Source organism: Streptomyces sp. NBC_00443 (genome assembly GCF_036014175.1).
Classification (GTDB): Bacteria; Actinomycetota; Actinomycetes; order Streptomycetales; family Streptomycetaceae; genus Streptomyces.
The window spans coordinates 5,654,806-5,670,166 of record NZ_CP107917.1; the positions used below are offsets into that span (position 1 = coordinate 5,654,806).

Consider the following 15,361-nt stretch of genomic DNA (forward strand, 5'->3'; position numbering starts at 1 on the left):
TGGTGCAGGCATCACAACTCGAGTGCGGGACGAGAGTTATGTACGACGAACTGCAGCAACCCGACCACGGGCCCCTCGCCGGGTTCACCGTGGGCGTCACCGCCGCGCGCCGCGCCGACGAGCTCGGAGCGTTGCTTCAGCGGCGCGGCGCCGCCGTACTGCACGCCCCTGCCCTGCGCATCGTGCCGCTGGCCGACGACAGCGAACTGCTCGCCGCCACCAAGGAGATCATCCAGCGGACGCCGGACGTCGTGATCGCCACCACCGCGATCGGCTTCCGCGGCTGGATCGAGGCCGCCGACGGCTGGGGGCTCGGCGAGGACCTGCTGGAACGGCTGCGCGGCGTCGAGCTGCTCGCGCGCGGCCCCAAGGTCAAGGGCGCCGTGCGGGCCGCCGGGCTGACGGAGGACTGGTCGCCGTCCAGCGAGTCCATGGCAGAGGTGCTGGACCGGCTGCTGGAGGAGGGCGTCGAGGGGCGTCGTATCGCCATCCAGTTGCACGGTGAGCCGCTGCCGGGGTTCGTGGAGGCGCTCAAGGCCGGGGGAGCGGAGGTGCTCGGCGTGCCGGTCTACCGCTGGCTGCCGCCGGAGGACATCGGGCCGGTCGACCGGCTGCTGGACGCGACCGTCTCCCGCGGACTGGACGCCCTCACCTTCACCAGCGCCCCGGCCGCGGCGTCCCTGCTGTCGCGCGCCGAGGAGCGCGGGCTGCTTCCCGAACTGCTCGCCGCCCTCAACCACGACGTCCTTGCGGCCTGCGTCGGCCCCGTCACAGCGCTGCCCCTGCAGGCGCTCGGCGTCGACACGGTCCAGCCCGAGCGCTTCCGGCTCGGACCGCTGGTCCAGTTGCTGTGCCAGGAGCTGCCCGGGCGGGCCCGGTCGCTGCCGATCGCCGGGCACCGGGTGGAGATCCGGGGCCACGCGGTCCTGGTCGACGCGGCGCTGCGCCCCGTACCGCCGGCGGGGATGTCCCTGCTGCGGGCCCTGTCCCGGCGGCCGGGCTGGGTGGTGCCCCGCGCGGAGCTGCTGCGTGCCTTGCCGGGCGCCGGACGCGACGAGCACGCCGTGGAGACGGCGATGGCCCGGCTGCGTACGGCTCTGGGGGCGCCGAAACTGATCCAGACGGTGGTGAAGCGGGGGTACCGGCTGGCGCTGGACCCGGCGGCGGACGAGAAGTACGCGGACGTGTAGGGAGGCACCCGGCGTCTGCATAACCCCCTCAAATGCCGGACGGGCTGGATGCTGCCGACCGGCGCTCATCCGCACCCCGCGAGATCCGCCCGTACAGGACCAGCGCCCGCCCCAGACACCCCAACGCCACCGTCGACAACACCGCCCGCAGCGCATTCCACGCCAGCCACGGCGACTCGAACTCCTCCCTCAAGGCGGCCGGATCACCGGCCCCCTTCAAGCTGTCGTTGAGCGGGATGTTGAAGGCTACGGTGACGAAGAAGGTGAGTGCGTAGGCCGTCGCCGCCGCCCACACCCACCCCCGGTAAGGCGCTCCGCGCACCTGCCATGCCGACACCCCCGTCAGCATCAGCGCCCCGAGGAAGCTCAGGAAGAACACCGGGTTCTCGAAGGCGTCGTTGATGTCGCGCATGACCTCGACGTACACCCGGTCATCGCTGCGCGCCAACCCCGGCATCACCCCGCAGGCGAAGATGTAGAAGGCCCCGGCGATCAGGCCCATCGCGACCGTGGCTGCGCCCAGTACGGTCCCCACGACTTTGCTGTTCGGTGTTGTGGTCATGCCCTCCAGTCAACGGACCCGCACGCACCCCGAACATGGCCGTCACGCGCAACCCCATACGCGGACGTCCAGCCCCGCAGGCGGTACGAGGGGTTCCGGCCCCGCCACCGGGCAGGCACTGTTAGGGGGAACGGTTCTCCCAGCTCTCCTCAAGGCATCTCACCGACCCCTCATGACCGGGGTGACCCCTAGGCGGTGACAGGCACATGGCACTGGGTACGGCCACGGGCACGTTCGAGCTGCGGTTCGACGCCGGACGGATCTGTCTGGATCTCCTCGCGACCACGCACCCCGAGGAACGGTTCGACTCCGTCGAGGTGTTGTGCGCCTGGATCGTCGGGGCCGGCCTCGCCCCGCCGGGCACGCCGCTGACCCACGCCGACGCGTCCTGGCTCACGGGGTTCTGCGAACTACGCGGATGTATCGCCCAGTTGGTGCGCGGCGGGCTCGCCCCCGAGCGCTGGTCGTCGTACGACAGGCCGACGTACGACATCGCGCTCGCCCGCGTGAACGACATCGCCGGCGTGGCGCCACCGGCCCCCCGCGCTGTCAGGGGGGAAGACGGCACCCTCGTCCGGCGGTTGGATCACCCGCCCGAGTGCGCCGCCCTGCTCGGCGCCATCGCGCGGGACGCCCTGGAACTGCTCACCGATCCGGCCGCGCGGGCCGGGCTGCGGGAGTGCGAGGGCGACAACTGTCCGATCGTTTATGTCGATACGTCCCGGGGGCGCAGGAGGCGCTGGTGCTCCAGTGAGGTCTGCGGGAACCGCGAAAGAGTGGCCCGGCACCGTCGCCGCGCGGCACTCACCCAGGCCTGACAGTCCGTTATGCGGCTTATGTGGAACGGCTGCCGAAGTGATTTCGATTACACGTCGTTTACCTACGGGGCCGTAGGGAAGCTCTCTTTCGATCTTGCCGTTGTGACGGAAATGTAAAGATCGCACGGTGGGAATGTGCTGCCATGTCCCGCTCGTCACGTCACTCCGAAGAAAACTGTCGCCTCCGTTTGAACACTCGAAGCGCCGCTTGCGTACGGGTAGTCGAGCGACCGACTGGGGGAACCCCCGGACATCGGAGGTGGGCGTGCGCAAGGATTCCGTCGTGGCCAATGAACGTGGATCGAGGGCCCGACATCGCATGTCCCAGCCCTCGGAACCTGATGAGGAGCTGATGCGTGCGCTGTACAGAGAGCACGCCGGACCCCTCCTTGCGTATGTCCTTCGACTGGTCGCCGGTGATCGGCAACGAGCAGAGGACGTTGTGCAGGAGACGCTCATCCGTGCCTGGAAGAACGCCGGACAGCTCAATCGAGCGACCGGATCGGTACGCCCCTGGCTGGTGACGGTCGCCCGGCGCATCGTCATCGACGGCCACCGCAGCCGGCAGGCCCGGCCGCAGGAGGTCGATCCGTCGCCGCTGGAGGTCATCCCCGCGGAGGACGAGATCGACAAGGCGCTGTGGCTGATGACGCTGTCGGACGCACTCGACGACCTGACGCCCGCCCACCGGGAAGTCCTGGTCGAGACGTACTTCAAGGGGCGTACGGTCAATGAGGCTGCCGAGACGCTGGGCATACCCAGCGGCACCGTGCGCTCAAGGGTCTTCTATGCCCTGCGGTCGATGAAGCTGGCACTGGAGGAGCGGGGGGTGACGGCGTGATGAGTGTTTACGGGGGAAACCAGGGATTCGGGATGGGCGGTTCGGGTATGTCTGGACCCATGACGGGACATCCGGTTCCGAGCGAACACGAGACCGTCGGCGCCTACGCCCTCGGGATTCTCGACGACGCCGAAGCAACCGCTTTCGAGGCACATCTCGCGACCTGCGAGTGGTGCGCCCAGCAACTGGACGAACTCGCGGGGATGGAGCCGATGCTGGCCGCCCTCGCGGACCTGCCCGGTTCCGGTTCACCCGCGATCGGCGAGTCCCTGTCGGCGAAGCCCAGCCCGCGCCTGGTGAACAAGCTCGTCGACGAGGTCGCCGAGCGCCGCGCCCAGAAGCGCCGGCGCAGCTTCTACATGGTGGCCGCGGCGGCCGCGCTGATCGTCGGCGGTCCGTTCGTGGCCGTGGCGGCGAACGGCGGCGACGACGGCGGAGGGGACGGCGAGGGCAACCGGACCGTGCAGGCGGCCAACCCCGCCAAGGACCTGTTCACCGGCACCGAGAACAAAGTCTCGGGGACCGACCCGACGACCGGCGCCAGCGCGACCGTCGGCATGTCGGAGAAGGCGTGGGGCACCGAGACGGCCCTTGAGCTCAAGGGCGTCAAAGGCCCGCTCAAGTGTTCCCTGATCTTCGTCAGCAAGGACGGCGAGCGCGAGACGGCCGCTTCCTGGTCCGTCCCGAAGTGGGGCTACGGCATCCCGGACGCCAAGACCGAGCAGGCCAGGAACCCTCTCTACGTCAGCGGCGGTGTGTCCATGGCCCGCGACGATGTCGATCACATAGAGGTCATGGACTTCGACGGAAAGAAGATCGTCGAGGTAGACGTGTAGTCGCCGTAGCAATTACGGGTCCCCTTCGCGTACGGTTGACGGCTGCCCAGCACGTCAGAAGGGGGCCCGGTGGCCGCTCAGGCTCCACAGGAAACCGCGCTCGAAGACTCCTCGAGAAATCGGGAGATCGGCGTCGAACAGGTACACCTGAACCGGGTGTACCAACGCCTTGAGGAGAAGATCCACGAGGCTGAGTTCCTCATGAACGACGCGGCCCAGCGCGGCCAGGTCGGTACGCCGGGTGCGCTTGCCGAGCGGGACGCGCAGGTCTTCCGCGCAGGTGTCCACCTCAATCGGCTCAACAACGAGTTCGAGGACTTCCTCTTCGGCCGTATCGACCTGCTGCCCGGCAAGGACGGCAAGAAGGGGCCCGACGGCGCGTACACCGCCGTCGAGCCCGCCGAGGGCGCGGTCCGCGAGGACAACACCGCCGACATCGCCGAGACCCTGCACATCGGCCGCATCGGCGTGCTCGACCAGGACTACGCCCCGCTGGTCATCGACTGGCGGGCCCCGGCCGCGGCGCCCTTCTACCGCTCCACGCCGGTCGACCCCGGCCGGGTCGTACGGCGCCGGGTCATCCGCTCCAAGGGGCGCCGGGTGCTCAGCGTCGAGGACGACCTGATGCGCCCCGAGCTCAAGGCGTTCCTCGGCGGCGACGAGCTGCCCGTCATCGGTGACGGCGCCCTCATGGCCGCCCTCGGCCAGGCCCGCAGCCACACCATGCGGGACATCGTGGCGTCCATCCAGGCCGAGCAGGACCTGGTCATCCGGGCGCCCGCCGCCTCCGTGACGTACGTCGAGGGCGGCCCCGGCACCGGCAAGACCGCCGTCGCCCTGCACCGCGCCGCCTACCTGCTCTACCAGGACCGGCGCCGGTACGCGGGCGGCATCCTGATCGTCTCGCCGACCCCGCTGCTGGTGGCGTACACCGAGGGCGTGCTTCCGTCGCTGGGCGAGGAGGGCCAGGTCGCGATCCGCGCGATCGGTTCCCTCGTCGATGGTGCCGAGGCCACGCTGTACGACTCCCCGGCCACAGCCCGCGCCAAGGGCTCGTACCGCATGCTCAAGGTGCTGCGGAAGGCGGCGCGGGGCGCGCTGGAGCTGGGGCCGGGCAACGGGGCCGATGCCCGCCGGCCCGCCAACGGCGACATCGCAGCGAACCGGACGGGACAACTCGCGTTCGGTGACGACGACGCCTCCGCGCGGACCCCCGCCGGACCTTCTACCCGGCTGCGCGTGGTCGCCTTCGGGCGCCGCCTGGAGCTGGAGGCCGACGCGCTGGAACGTATCCGCCGTACCGCGCTGGGCGGCACCGCGCCGGTGAACCTGCTGCGCCCACGCGCCCGCAAGCTGCTGCTCGACGCCCTGTGGGCGCAGTCGGGCGGCGCCACCCGGCACACCGACCCGGAGCTCGCCGCCGAGCTGCGCGCCTCCTTCGACGAGGACGTGATGTCGGAGGACAGCTTCATCGCTTTCGTCGACGCCTGGTGGCCGGAGCTGACCCCGAGGGCGGTCCTGACGGCGATGGCCGACGAGCGGCGCCTGGGCCGCTGGGCCCGCCGGGTCCTCAACCCCGGCGAGGTGCGCAAGGTCGCCCGCTCGCTGAAGCGGGACGGGTACTCCGTGCACGACATCGCCATGCTCGACGAGCTCCAGTCGATCCTCGGCACCCCGGCCCGCCCGAGGAAGACGCGCGAGCTGGACCCGCTCGACCAGCTCACCGGCCTGGAGGAGCTGATGCCGGTCCGCGAGGAGTCGCAGCGCGAGCGCGCCGAGCGGCTGGCGGCCGAGCGCATCGAGTACGCCCACGTCATCGTCGACGAGTCCCAGGACGTCACGCCGATGCAGTGGCGCATGCTCGGCCGCCGCGGTCGGCACGCCACCTGGACGGTCGTCGGCGACCCGGCCCAGTCCTCCTGGTCCGACGTCGACGAGGCGGCCGAGGCCCGCGACGAGGCCCTCGGCACCCGCCCGCGCCGCCGCTTCCAGCTCACCGTGAACTACCGCAACCCGGCCGAGATCGCCCAGCTGGCGGCGAAGGTGCTCGCCCTCGCCATGCCGGGCTCGACGGCCCCGTCGGCGGTGCGTTCGACCGGCGTCGAGCCCCGCTTCACCGCCGTACGGGACTCCCTCCCGCAGACGGTCCGCGAGGAGGCCGCCCGACTGCTGGACCGGGTCGACGGCACGGTCGGCGTCGTCGTCGCGATGCAGCGGCGCGAGGAGGCGGCGAAGTGGCTCGCCGGGCTCGGCGACCGGGTCGTGGCGCTCGGCAGCCTGGAGGCGAAGGGGCTGGAGTACGACGCGACGGTCGTCGTCTCCCCGGCGGAGATCGCCGACGAGTCCCCGGCCGGCCTGCGGGTGCTGTACGTCGCGCTGACCCGGGCCACCCAGCAGCTCACGGTGGTGTCGGGGGACCGCGACGAGCCGGACGCGAGCGGGGTGCCGGACCTGCTCAGAGATTGATCCGGATGAACTCGCGGTACGGGAATGGCCTTACGGGATCGGTTTGTTAGCCTGGGTGTGGCACCGGCTCGATCCAAGCCCCCGGGCCCAACCTTCGTCGCTACGAGCGACCACTTGCCGCGAGGCGAGCATGGCGGGTCGGTGTCATGAACGTTGAAGAGGCCCACGTCACGCATGTGACGTGGGCCTCTTTTCATGGGAGGGCGTGGCGAACAATACGTTCGCAATTCAAGCCCGGCTAACTCCTACTCGGCGGTAGGTGCGACGATCGGACGGCATCCAGCGTCACAGGTGAAAGCAGAGGAAGTCGGCCATGGCAACGGCGCCCAGCGTCTCCTACTCGATGACGGTCCGGCTGGAGGTGCCCGCGAGCGGAACCGCGGTCTCCCAGCTCACCGGGGCCGTCGAGTCCCACGGAGGCTCGGTCACCGGCCTCGACGTCACCGCCTCCGGGCACGAGAAGCTCCGGATCGACGTCACCATCGCCGCCACCTCCACCGCGCACGCCGACGAGATCGTGGAGCAGCTGCGCGGCATCGAGGGCGTCACCCTGGGCAAGGTCTCCGACCGTACGTTCCTGATGCACCTCGGCGGCAAGATCGAGATGCAGTCCAAGCACCCCATCCGCAACCGTGACGACCTGTCCATGATCTACACGCCGGGTGTGGCCCGGGTCTGCATGGCGATCGCCGAGAACCCCGAGGACGCGCGGCGCCTGACGATCAAGCGGAACTCCGTTGCGGTTGTGACGGACGGCTCGGCGGTGCTGGGACTGGGCAACATCGGCCCGAAGGCCGCGCTGCCCGTCATGGAGGGCAAGGCGGCCCTCTTCAAGCGGTTCGCCGGCATCGACGCCTGGCCGCTGTGCCTCGACACCCAGGACACCGACGCGATCGTCGAGATCGTGAAGGCGATCGCCCCCGGGTTCGCCGGCATCAACCTGGAGGACATCTCCGCGCCCCGCTGCTTCGAGATCGAGGCACGGCTGCGTGAGGCCCTCGACATCCCCGTCTTCCACGACGACCAGCACGGCACGGCGATCGTCGTCCTGGCCGCCCTCACCAACGCACTCCGCGTCGCGGGCAAGGCGATCGAGAACATCCGCGTCGTCATGTCCGGCGCCGGCGCGGCCGGTACGGCCATCCTGAAGCTGCTGCTCGCGGCGGGCGTGAAGAACGCCGTCGTCGCCGACATCCACGGCGTCGTGCACGCCGGGCGCGAGGACCTGCGCCAGGCCCCCGCGGACTCCCCGCTGCGCTGGATCGCCGACAACACCAACCCCGAGGGCCTGACGGGCACGCTGAAGGAGGCCGTGCGCGGCGCGGACGTCTTCATCGGCGTCTCGGCCCCGAACGTGCTCGACGGCGACGACGTGGCCGCCATGGCCGACGACGCCATCGTGTTCGCGCTCGCGAACCCGGACCCCGAGGTGGACCCGGCAATCGCCCGCCAGACGGCCGCAGTTGTGGCCACGGGCCGCTCCGACTTCCCGAACCAGATCAACAACGTGCTGGTCTTCCCGGGTGTCTTCCGCGGTCTGCTGGACGCGCAGTCCCGCACGGTCAACACGGACATGATGCTCGCGGCTGCGAAGGCGCTGGCGGACGTGGTGACCGAGGACGAGCTGAACCCGAACTACATCATCCCGAGCGTGTTCAACGACAAGGTCGCGGGTGCGGTCGCCGGTGCGGTGCGGGAAGCGGCGAAGTCCGGCACGGCGGCGGGTTCGGTCGAGTAATCACCGAGTAGTCACCGGGTGTCGCTGCCTCACAGCCCCGAAAAGTGTGTGTGGGCTGTGAGGATCGCCACGGCAAGCCCTTGTAACGGCGCGTCGTGGAACCTGGGGCCTATTGCAGCCGTTTATCGTGACGCGAAAAGCTCAGGCCCTCTTCGTGTGACTCCCAAGGGTGTTCTCACGACTCCTCCGGGTGCCGGATTGGCTTTCCCGCCGCAGGTAGGGGCAGGATGCGTCCCTGGGCGCGAGGGTCCGAGGACGGACCCGGGTCCGGGGACTGTCCGAGGACCCTGGCAGCATCGGCTTCGCTGTGCCCAATATGCGGCTCCGCCGCGTGGCACGCCTCAACAGCAAGAAGAACACGGGAGTAACAACATGAACCGCAGTGAGCTGGTGGCCGCGCTGGCCGACCGTGCCGAGGTGACCCGCAAGGACGCCGACGCCGTGCTGGCCGCGTTCGCCGAGACCGTCGGCGAGGTCGTCGCCAAGGGCGACGAGAAGGTCACCATCCCTGGCTTCCTGACCTTCGAGCGCACCCACCGTGCCGCTCGCACCGCGCGCAACCCGCAGACCGGCGACCCGATCCAGATCCCGGCCGGCTACAGCGTGAAGGTCTCCGCGGGCTCCAAGCTCAAGGAAGCCGCGAAGGGCAAGTGACCTTGCCGTCTGTACGCCACGGGACGGCGTGCGGCTTGTAGAAACGCCGATGGGGCGGCACCCGGAACCGGGTGCCGCCCCATCGTGGTTCGCGCCTGCAGCCAGCCTCCGACGCCGCCCGGACCGGCCCTACCCCAGCGCCCTGCCCGGCAACTCCGCCTTCGCGCCCAGCTCCACGAGCTTCTCCATGCTGTGCCTGCCCGGGGGGCGCCCCCCGGGTCCCCAGCCGGGGGGCGGCGCTGCGTGGGCCGGAGCCGAGAATTGTGAGCGACCGGGGGCCCTCACCCGGGTACGTCACCGGCGGACTGGAGCCGTGAGGCGTCGTCAGCCGAGGGCCTTGCCGGGCAACTCCACCTTCGCGCCCAGCTCGACCAGCTTCTCCATGAAGTTCTCGTAGCCGCGGTTGATGAGGTCGATGCCGTGCACCCGGGACGTGCCCTGGGCCGCCAGGGCCGCGATGAGGTAGGAGAAGCCGCCGCGGAGGTCGGGGATGACCAGGTCGGCGCCCTGGAGCTTGGTGGGGCCGGAGACGACCGCGGAGTGCAGGAAGTTGCGCTGGCCGAAGCGGCAGGCGGAGCTGCCGAGGCACTCGCGGTAGAGCTGGATGTGGGCGCCCATCTGGTTCAGCGCGGAGGTGAAGCCGAGCCGGGACTCGTAGACCGTCTCGTGGATGATGGACAGTCCGGTCGCCTGCGTCAGGGCCACCACCAGCGGCTGCTGCCAGTCCGTCTGGAAGCCGGGGTGCACGTCCGTCTCGAGGGCGATGGACTTCAACTGGCCGCCGGGGTGCCAGAACCGGATGCCCTCGTCGTCGATCTCGAAGGCACCGCCCACCTTCCGGTAGGTGTTGAGGAACGTCATCATCGAGCGCTGCAGGGCGCCACGGACGTAGATGTTGCCCTCGGTCGCGAGCGCCGCGGACGCCCAGGAGGCCGCCTCCAGGCGGTCCGGGAGGGCGCGGTGGGTGTAGCCGCCGAGCGCGTCCACACCGGTGATGCGGATCGTGCGGTCGGTGTCCATCGCGATGATGGCGCCCATCTTCTGCAGAACGCAGATGAGGTCCTCGATCTCGGGCTCCACGGCCGCGTTGGACAGCTCCGTGACGCCCTCCGCGAGCACCGCCGTCAGCAGCACCTGTTCGGTCGCACCCACGGACGGGTACGGCAGCCGGATCTTCGTGCCGCGCAGCCGCTGCGGAGCCTCCAGGTACTGCCCGTCCGCCCGCTTCTCGATGGTCGCGCCGAACTGCCGCAGCACCTCGAAGTGGAAGTCGATGGGCCGGCCGCCGATGTCGCAGCCGCCGAGGCCGGGGATGAACGCGTGCCCGATGCGGTGCAGGAGCGGGCCGCAGAGGAGGATCGGGATGCGGCTCGAACCCGCGTGGGCATCGATGTCAGCGACGTTCGCGCTCTCGACGTGAGAGGGGTCCATCACCAACTCGCCGGGTTCCTCACCCGGACGGACCGTGACCCCGTGCAGTTGCAGCAGACCGCGTACGACCCGGACGTCCCGGATGTCGGGTACGTTGCGCAGTCGGCTCGGCGCGCTGCCCAGCAGGGCGGCGACCATGGCCTTCGGTACGAGGTTCTTCGCACCGCGGACACGGATCTCGCCCTCCAGCGGGGTTCCGCCGTGGACAAGCAGGACATCGTCGTTGACGGTCATGTATCTCGCGTTCCGATGAGTTGGGCAGGGGCCAGGAGGGAAAGGGTAATCGCCGTGGCCCCCCCTTCTGTAAGCCCAAGTACGGCTCAGGAACGTCATAGCTCTGTCACAACACGAACCGTTCCGCATCGGGTACGAGCGGTCACCACCCCGGCCGTGCGCCGGGGGACGCTTCTTTCTGCTCTCCCGTCTCCCACCACCACCCTCAAACGAGGCCTTACCAGGCCGCTCCTTCAATTCATGGCTGCATTCACTGACGAACCGGCATTGCCTCCCCACGCGAAGGGAAGATGCGGGATCATGTCTGGCATGACCGAGGTGTCCTCGCTCACAGGGCGGCTGCTCGTGGCCACGCCCGCCCTGGCGGACCCGAACTTCGACCGCGCGGTGGTGCTCCTTCTCGACCACGACGAGGAGGGCTCCCTCGGTGTCGTGCTCAACCGTCCGACGCCCGTGGACGTGGGTGACATCCTGGAGGGCTGGGCGGACCTCGCCGGCGAACCCGGCGTCGTCTTCCAGGGCGGCCCGGTGTCCCTGGACTCCGCGCTCGGTGTCGCCGTCATCCCCGGCGACGCGGACGGCGAGAGCGCCCCGCTGGGCTGGCGCCGGGTGCACGGCGCCATCGGGCTCGTGGACCTGGAGGCGCCGCCGGAGCTGCTCGCCTCGGCCGTGGGCAGCCTGAGGATCTTCGCCGGGTACGCCGGCTGGGGGCCCGGCCAGCTGGAGGACGAGCTGGTGGAGGGCGCCTGGTACGTCGTCGAGTCCGAGCCCGGGGACGTATCCTCGCCGTCGCCGGAAAGACTCTGGCGCGAGGTCCTGCGCAGGCAGCGCAACGAGCTCGCGATGGTGGCCACGTATCCGGACGACCCTTCGCTCAACTGATGCCTGTGAGCTTCAGTACCCTTGGCGATATGAGCACTCTCGAGCCCGAGCGCGGGACTGGTACGGGAACCCTCGTAGAGCCGACGCCGCAGACGTCCCACGGCGACGGCGACCACGAGCGCTTCGCCCACTATGTCCAGAAGGACAAGATCATGGCGAGCGCCCTCGACGGGACTCCCGTCGTGGCGCTCTGCGGCAAGGTGTGGGTGCCCGGCCGCGACCCGAAGAAGTACCCGGTGTGTCCCATGTGCAAGGAGATCTACGAGTCCATGGGCGCCGGCGGCGACAAGGGCAAGGACGGCGACAAGAAGTAGCGGTTCCTTCCGTTCGGCAGACGTAAGGCCCTCAGTGTGCGTTTTGCGCGCCCTGAGGGCCTTTGCGCTGTCCGCGCGTTGCATGGAGTGCGTTCGCCGGTCACAGAGTGGTTGAGACCTCTTGTGATCGTGTTCATGAAGTCCCTAGCCTCCGAGTGTTGTGCACAGCGAAACCGTCATTGCGCATGTTGCAACACTCCATCGGAGGAGCACTCCATGAACGCCAGGAAGCCGTCCGTCCGTTTCCTTGGGGCCACCGCTCTCGCGGCCGCCACCCTGATCGTCTCCGCCTGCGCCCCGCAGACGTCCACCAACTCCTCCTCCGACAAGGACGAGAAGACCGGCACCCTGCGGGTCTGGCTCTTCCAGGAAGTCGGCAACAAGCCGAAGGAGAAGGTCGTCGACTCCGTCGTCACCGCCTTCGAGAAGGCCCACGAGGGCACGGAGGTCGACGTCGAGTACATACCGATCGAGACCCGCGCCCAGCGCGTCAAGGCCGCCTTCAACGACCCGAAGTCCGCGCCCGACGTCATGGAGTACGGCAACACCGACACCGCCGGCTATGTGAAGGACGGCGGACTCCTCGACGTCACCGAGGAGTTCGGCGACTGGACCGAAGCGAAGGACACCGACCCCACGGCCAAGCAGTCCGTCACCGTGGAAGGCAAGATCTACGGTGCGCCCTTCTACGTCGGAGTCCGCGCCCTGTACTACCGCACGGACGTCTTCGAGGAGCTCGGCCTCGAAGCGCCGAAGACCATGGACGAGTTGGCCGAGACGGCCCGCAAGATCCGCGCCGCGAAGCCCGAGCTGTACGGGCTCGTGGTGGGCGGGGCGTACACGTACGGCGCGATGCCGTTCGTGTGGGCCAACGGCGGCGAACTCGCCACCGGCAAGGGCGGCTCGTACGCCTCCGCCATCGACAGCGCGGCGGCCCAGAAGGGCATCAAGGCGTACACGTCCCTGTTCAGCGACGACAACTGTCCCGCCGCCAAGTGCGCCGGCATGGGCGGCAACGACACGATCACCGCGTTCGCTGCGGGCAAGGCGGGCATGGCGATCGGCGGCGACTTCAGCCACACGGCCGTGGAGGCCGGGAAGGCGAAGGGCAAGTACGCGGTCGTGCCGCTGCCGGGCGTGAAGGCCGGTTCCATCGCGCCGGCGTTCGCGGGCGGCAACAACATCGGCGTCCTGAAGAGTACCTCGCACCGCACGCTGGCCGTCGACCTCATGGAGCAGCTGGCCTCGAAGAAGACGCAGACCTCGATGTTCGAGGCGATGGGCTTCCTGCCCACCTTCTCGGACGTACGGCAGCAGGTCGCCGCCGAGGAGCCGTACGTCAAGCCCTTCGCGCAGACCCTGTCCGCCGGCACCAAGTTCGTTCCCGCGTCGCCCGCGTGGGCGCAGATCGACTCCTCGCTGGTGCTGCCGACCATGCTCCAGGAGGTCATCAGCGGCAAGAAGGACGTGGCGGCGGCTGCGGGGGAGGCGGCCACGAAGATGGACGCCGCGTTCGGCTCCGCCGGGTGACGGGGGTGCCTAGTGGGTCGGGGGTCGCGGAGGGTCGGCGGGTGCGGGTGGTCGGGGGTTCCTCGCGCCCACGCGGCGGTAGCCGCAAATCCAACACAGCCCCGCGCCCCCTGGGGCGTGCTGGAGCGCGGCGTCGAAAGGGCTGGACCCCCTGGCTGTACCTTGCCCCCGCCCTCGTCGTTCTCGGTGGGCTGCTCGTCTATCCCATCTATCAGCTTGGGCTGATCTCGTTCTTCGAGTACACGCAGGCGCAGGTCAGTGGCGGGGAGTCCACCACATTCCAGGGGTTCGGCAACTACTCGGAGCTGTTCTCGGACTCCCAGTTCTGGCAGGTGCTGCTGGCCACGGTCGTGTTCGCGGCGGCGTGTGTCGTGTCGACGCTCGCCGTCGGGTGTGCGCTCGCCGTGCTGCTCACGCGCGTGCGTGCCGTGCCGCGGCTCGCGTTGATGCTGGCGGCGCTGGGGGCGTGGGCGACGCCGGCCATCACCGGGTCGACCGTGTGGCTGTTGCTGTTCGACCCGGACTTCGGGCCGGTGAACCGCATCCTGGGGCTCGGCGACCACTCGTGGACGTACGGGCGTTTCAGTGCCTTCTTCCTCGTCCTGCTCGAAGTGGTCTGGTGCTCCTTCCCGTTCGTGATGGTGACGGTGTACGCCGGTATCCGCTCCGTACCGGCCGAGGTGCTGGAGGCCGCCGCGCTGGACGGTGCCTCGCAGTGGCGGATCTGGCGTTCGGTGCTGGCGCCGATGCTGCGGCCGATCCTCGTGGTCGTGACCATCCAGTCGGTCATCTGGGACTTCAAGGTCTTCACCCAGATCTATGTCATGACGAACGGCGGCGGCATCGCGGGCCAGAACCTCGTGCTGAACGTGTACGCGTACCAAAAGGCCTTCGCGTCCTCGCAGTACAGCCTGGGCTCGGCGATCGGCATCGTGATGCTGCTGATCCTGCTGGCGGTGACGCTGGTGTATCTGCGGCTGCTGCGCAGACAGGGGGAGGAACTGTGAGGTCCGTGAAGTCCGTGGGTTCCGGGCCCTTCGTACGGCGGCCCTGGCGGCTGCTCGCGGAGGTGTCCGCGCTGCTGATCGCCGTCGTGGTGGCCTTCCCGCTGTACTGGATGGTACTCAGCGCCTTCAAACCGGCCGGGGAGATCGAGTCCAGCGAGCCGCGGCCCTGGACGCTGGCCCCTTCCCTGGATTCCTTCCGGCGGGTGTTCGAGCAGAACGAATTCGGCCGCTACTTCCTCAACAGCCTTGTCGTGGCGTGCACGGTCGTGCTCGTCTCGGCGTTGATCGCGTTTCTCGCGGCGACCGCGGTGACACGCTTCCGCTTCCGCTTCCGGACCACCCTGCTGATCATGTTTCTGGTGGCCCAGATGGTGCCGGTGGAGGCCCTGACGATCCCCCTGTTCTTCCTCATGCGGGACTTCGGCCAGCTGAACACGCTCGGCTCGCTGATCCTGCCGCACATCGCCTTCTCGCTGCCGTTCGCGATCTGGATGCTGCGGGGGTTTGTGAAGGCGGTTCCCGAGGCGCTGGAGGAGGCCGCGTACATCGACGGGGCGAGCCGGTCGCGATTCCTGTGGCAGATCCTTTTCCCGCTGGTCTTCCCGGGGCTCGTGGCCACGAGCGTGTTCTCCTTCATCTCGGCCTGGAACGACTTCCTGTTCGCCAAGTCCTTCATCATCAGCGACACTTCGCAGTCGACCCTCCCGATGGCCCTGCTCGTCTTCTACAAGCCCGACGAGCCGGACTGGGGCGGCGTCATGGCGGCGTCGACGGTGATGACGATTCCGGTGCTGATCTTCTTCGTGCTCGTGCAGCGACGGCTGGTGTCGGGGCTGGGCGGAGCGGTAAAGGACTGAC

14 protein-coding genes are annotated in these 15,361 nt (G+C 69.3%); 12 read left to right on the top strand and 2 right to left on the bottom strand.

What is annotated here, in order from left to right; translation table 11 throughout:
* Positions 1-38 precede the first annotated feature (38 nt).
* A complete protein-coding gene (locus OHO27_RS25610) occupies positions 39-1,190 on the top strand; it encodes a uroporphyrinogen-III synthase (protein WP_328427324.1) in 1,152 nt (383 codons plus the stop codon).
* Positions 1,191-1,218: 28 nt separating this feature from the next.
* Here OHO27_RS25610 and OHO27_RS25615 read toward each other — a convergent pair whose 3' ends face one another.
* On the bottom strand, positions 1,219-1,752 hold the full coding sequence (locus OHO27_RS25615) for an anthrone oxygenase family protein (RefSeq protein ID WP_328427325.1): 534 nt from the start codon (positions 1,750-1,752) through the stop codon (positions 1,219-1,221).
* A gap of 206 nt (positions 1,753-1,958) precedes the next feature.
* Here OHO27_RS25615 and OHO27_RS25620 point away from each other — a divergent pair, with 206 nt between their 5' ends.
* The 6 genes from OHO27_RS25620 to OHO27_RS25645 all read left to right on the top strand — a co-directional run bounded on the left by OHO27_RS25620 (position 1,959) and on the right by OHO27_RS25645 (position 9,105).
* Positions 1,959-2,570 (top strand): CGNR zinc finger domain-containing protein, encoded by a 612-nt coding sequence (locus tag OHO27_RS25620; RefSeq protein WP_328427326.1) that lies wholly within the window; start codon positions 1,959-1,961, stop codon positions 2,568-2,570.
* 319 nt (positions 2,571-2,889) lie between these two features.
* Positions 2,890-3,411, top strand: a complete 522-nt coding sequence (locus tag OHO27_RS25625; protein ID WP_010039908.1) for a sigma-70 family RNA polymerase sigma factor — start codon at positions 2,890-2,892, stop codon at positions 3,409-3,411.
* On the top strand, positions 3,411-4,247 hold the full coding sequence (locus OHO27_RS25630) for an anti-sigma factor family protein (RefSeq protein WP_443059592.1): 837 nt from the start codon (positions 3,411-3,413) through the stop codon (positions 4,245-4,247). The genes OHO27_RS25625 and OHO27_RS25630 overlap by 1 nt, the downstream gene beginning before the upstream one ends.
* Positions 4,248-4,316: 69 nt before the next feature.
* Entirely contained in the window at positions 4,317-6,713 is a 2,397-nt protein-coding gene (locus OHO27_RS25635; protein WP_328427328.1) for a HelD family protein, read from the top strand.
* A gap of 313 nt (positions 6,714-7,026) precedes the next feature.
* Positions 7,027-8,451, top strand: coding sequence for an NAD-dependent malic enzyme (locus OHO27_RS25640; RefSeq protein WP_328427329.1), 1,425 nt, complete (start codon positions 7,027-7,029; stop codon positions 8,449-8,451).
* A 372-nt stretch (positions 8,452-8,823) separates the two neighbouring features.
* Positions 8,824-9,105, top strand: coding sequence for an HU family DNA-binding protein (locus OHO27_RS25645; protein WP_007498188.1), 282 nt, complete (start codon positions 8,824-8,826; stop codon positions 9,103-9,105).
* A 324-nt stretch (positions 9,106-9,429) separates the two neighbouring features.
* On the opposite strand, the gene murA is transcribed toward OHO27_RS25645, so the two are convergent.
* Positions 9,430-10,770, bottom strand: coding sequence for a UDP-N-acetylglucosamine 1-carboxyvinyltransferase (murA, locus tag OHO27_RS25650; RefSeq protein WP_328427330.1), 1,341 nt, complete (start codon positions 10,768-10,770; stop codon positions 9,430-9,432).
* Between the two features lie 309 nt (positions 10,771-11,079).
* On the opposite strand from murA, the gene OHO27_RS25655 reads away from it, so the two are divergent.
* The 5 genes from OHO27_RS25655 (at position 11,080) to OHO27_RS25675 (ending at position 15,360) form a co-directional block, all read left to right on the top strand.
* Positions 11,080-11,652, top strand: a complete 573-nt coding sequence (locus OHO27_RS25655; RefSeq protein WP_328427331.1) for a YqgE/AlgH family protein — start codon at positions 11,080-11,082, stop codon at positions 11,650-11,652.
* Between the two features lie 29 nt (positions 11,653-11,681).
* Positions 11,682-11,966 carry a DUF3039 domain-containing protein gene (locus OHO27_RS25660; RefSeq protein WP_328427332.1) on the top strand — a complete coding sequence of 95 codons (285 nt, stop codon included), beginning with the start codon at positions 11,682-11,684 and terminating at the stop codon, positions 11,964-11,966.
* Between the two features lie 216 nt (positions 11,967-12,182).
* Positions 12,183-13,496, top strand: a complete 1,314-nt coding sequence (locus OHO27_RS25665; protein WP_328427333.1) for an extracellular solute-binding protein — start codon at positions 12,183-12,185, stop codon at positions 13,494-13,496.
* Between the two features lie 41 nt (positions 13,497-13,537).
* Positions 13,538-14,503 carry a carbohydrate ABC transporter permease gene (locus OHO27_RS25670; protein ID WP_443059593.1) on the top strand — a complete coding sequence of 322 codons (966 nt, stop codon included), beginning with the start codon at positions 13,538-13,540 and terminating at the stop codon, positions 14,501-14,503.
* Between the two features lie 5 nt (positions 14,504-14,508).
* Positions 14,509-15,360, top strand: coding sequence for a carbohydrate ABC transporter permease (locus tag OHO27_RS25675; protein ID WP_328427334.1), 852 nt, complete (start codon positions 14,509-14,511; stop codon positions 15,358-15,360).
* The last annotated feature ends 1 nt before the right edge of the window (position 15,361 follow it).

What these genes read in the sequence shown, in the direction of transcription:
- OHO27_RS25645 (WP_007498188.1), top strand. Translation starts at nt 8,824, where the DNA reads ATGAACCGCAGTGAGCTGGTGGCCGCGCTGGCCGACCGTGCCGAGGTG.
- OHO27_RS25615 (WP_328427325.1), bottom strand. Translation starts at nt 1,752, where the DNA reads ATGACCACAACACCGAACAGCAAAGTCGTGGGGACCGTACTGGGCGCA.
- OHO27_RS25625 (WP_010039908.1), top strand. Translation starts at nt 2,890, where the DNA reads ATGTCCCAGCCCTCGGAACCTGATGAGGAGCTGATGCGTGCGCTGTAC.
- OHO27_RS25610 (WP_328427324.1), top strand. Translation starts at nt 39, where the DNA reads ATGTACGACGAACTGCAGCAACCCGACCACGGGCCCCTCGCCGGGTTC.
- OHO27_RS25630 (WP_443059592.1), top strand. Translation starts at nt 3,411, where the DNA reads ATGAGTGTTTACGGGGGAAACCAGGGATTCGGGATGGGCGGTTCGGGT.
- OHO27_RS25620 (WP_328427326.1), top strand. Translation starts at nt 1,959, where the DNA reads ATGGCACTGGGTACGGCCACGGGCACGTTCGAGCTGCGGTTCGACGCC.
- OHO27_RS25665 (WP_328427333.1), top strand. Translation starts at nt 12,183, where the DNA reads ATGAACGCCAGGAAGCCGTCCGTCCGTTTCCTTGGGGCCACCGCTCTC.
- OHO27_RS25660 (WP_328427332.1), top strand. Translation starts at nt 11,682, where the DNA reads ATGAGCACTCTCGAGCCCGAGCGCGGGACTGGTACGGGAACCCTCGTA.
- OHO27_RS25655 (WP_328427331.1), top strand. Translation starts at nt 11,080, where the DNA reads ATGACCGAGGTGTCCTCGCTCACAGGGCGGCTGCTCGTGGCCACGCCC.
- OHO27_RS25640 (WP_328427329.1), top strand. Translation starts at nt 7,027, where the DNA reads ATGGCAACGGCGCCCAGCGTCTCCTACTCGATGACGGTCCGGCTGGAG.
- murA (WP_328427330.1), bottom strand. Translation starts at nt 10,770, where the DNA reads ATGACCGTCAACGACGATGTCCTGCTTGTCCACGGCGGAACCCCGCTG.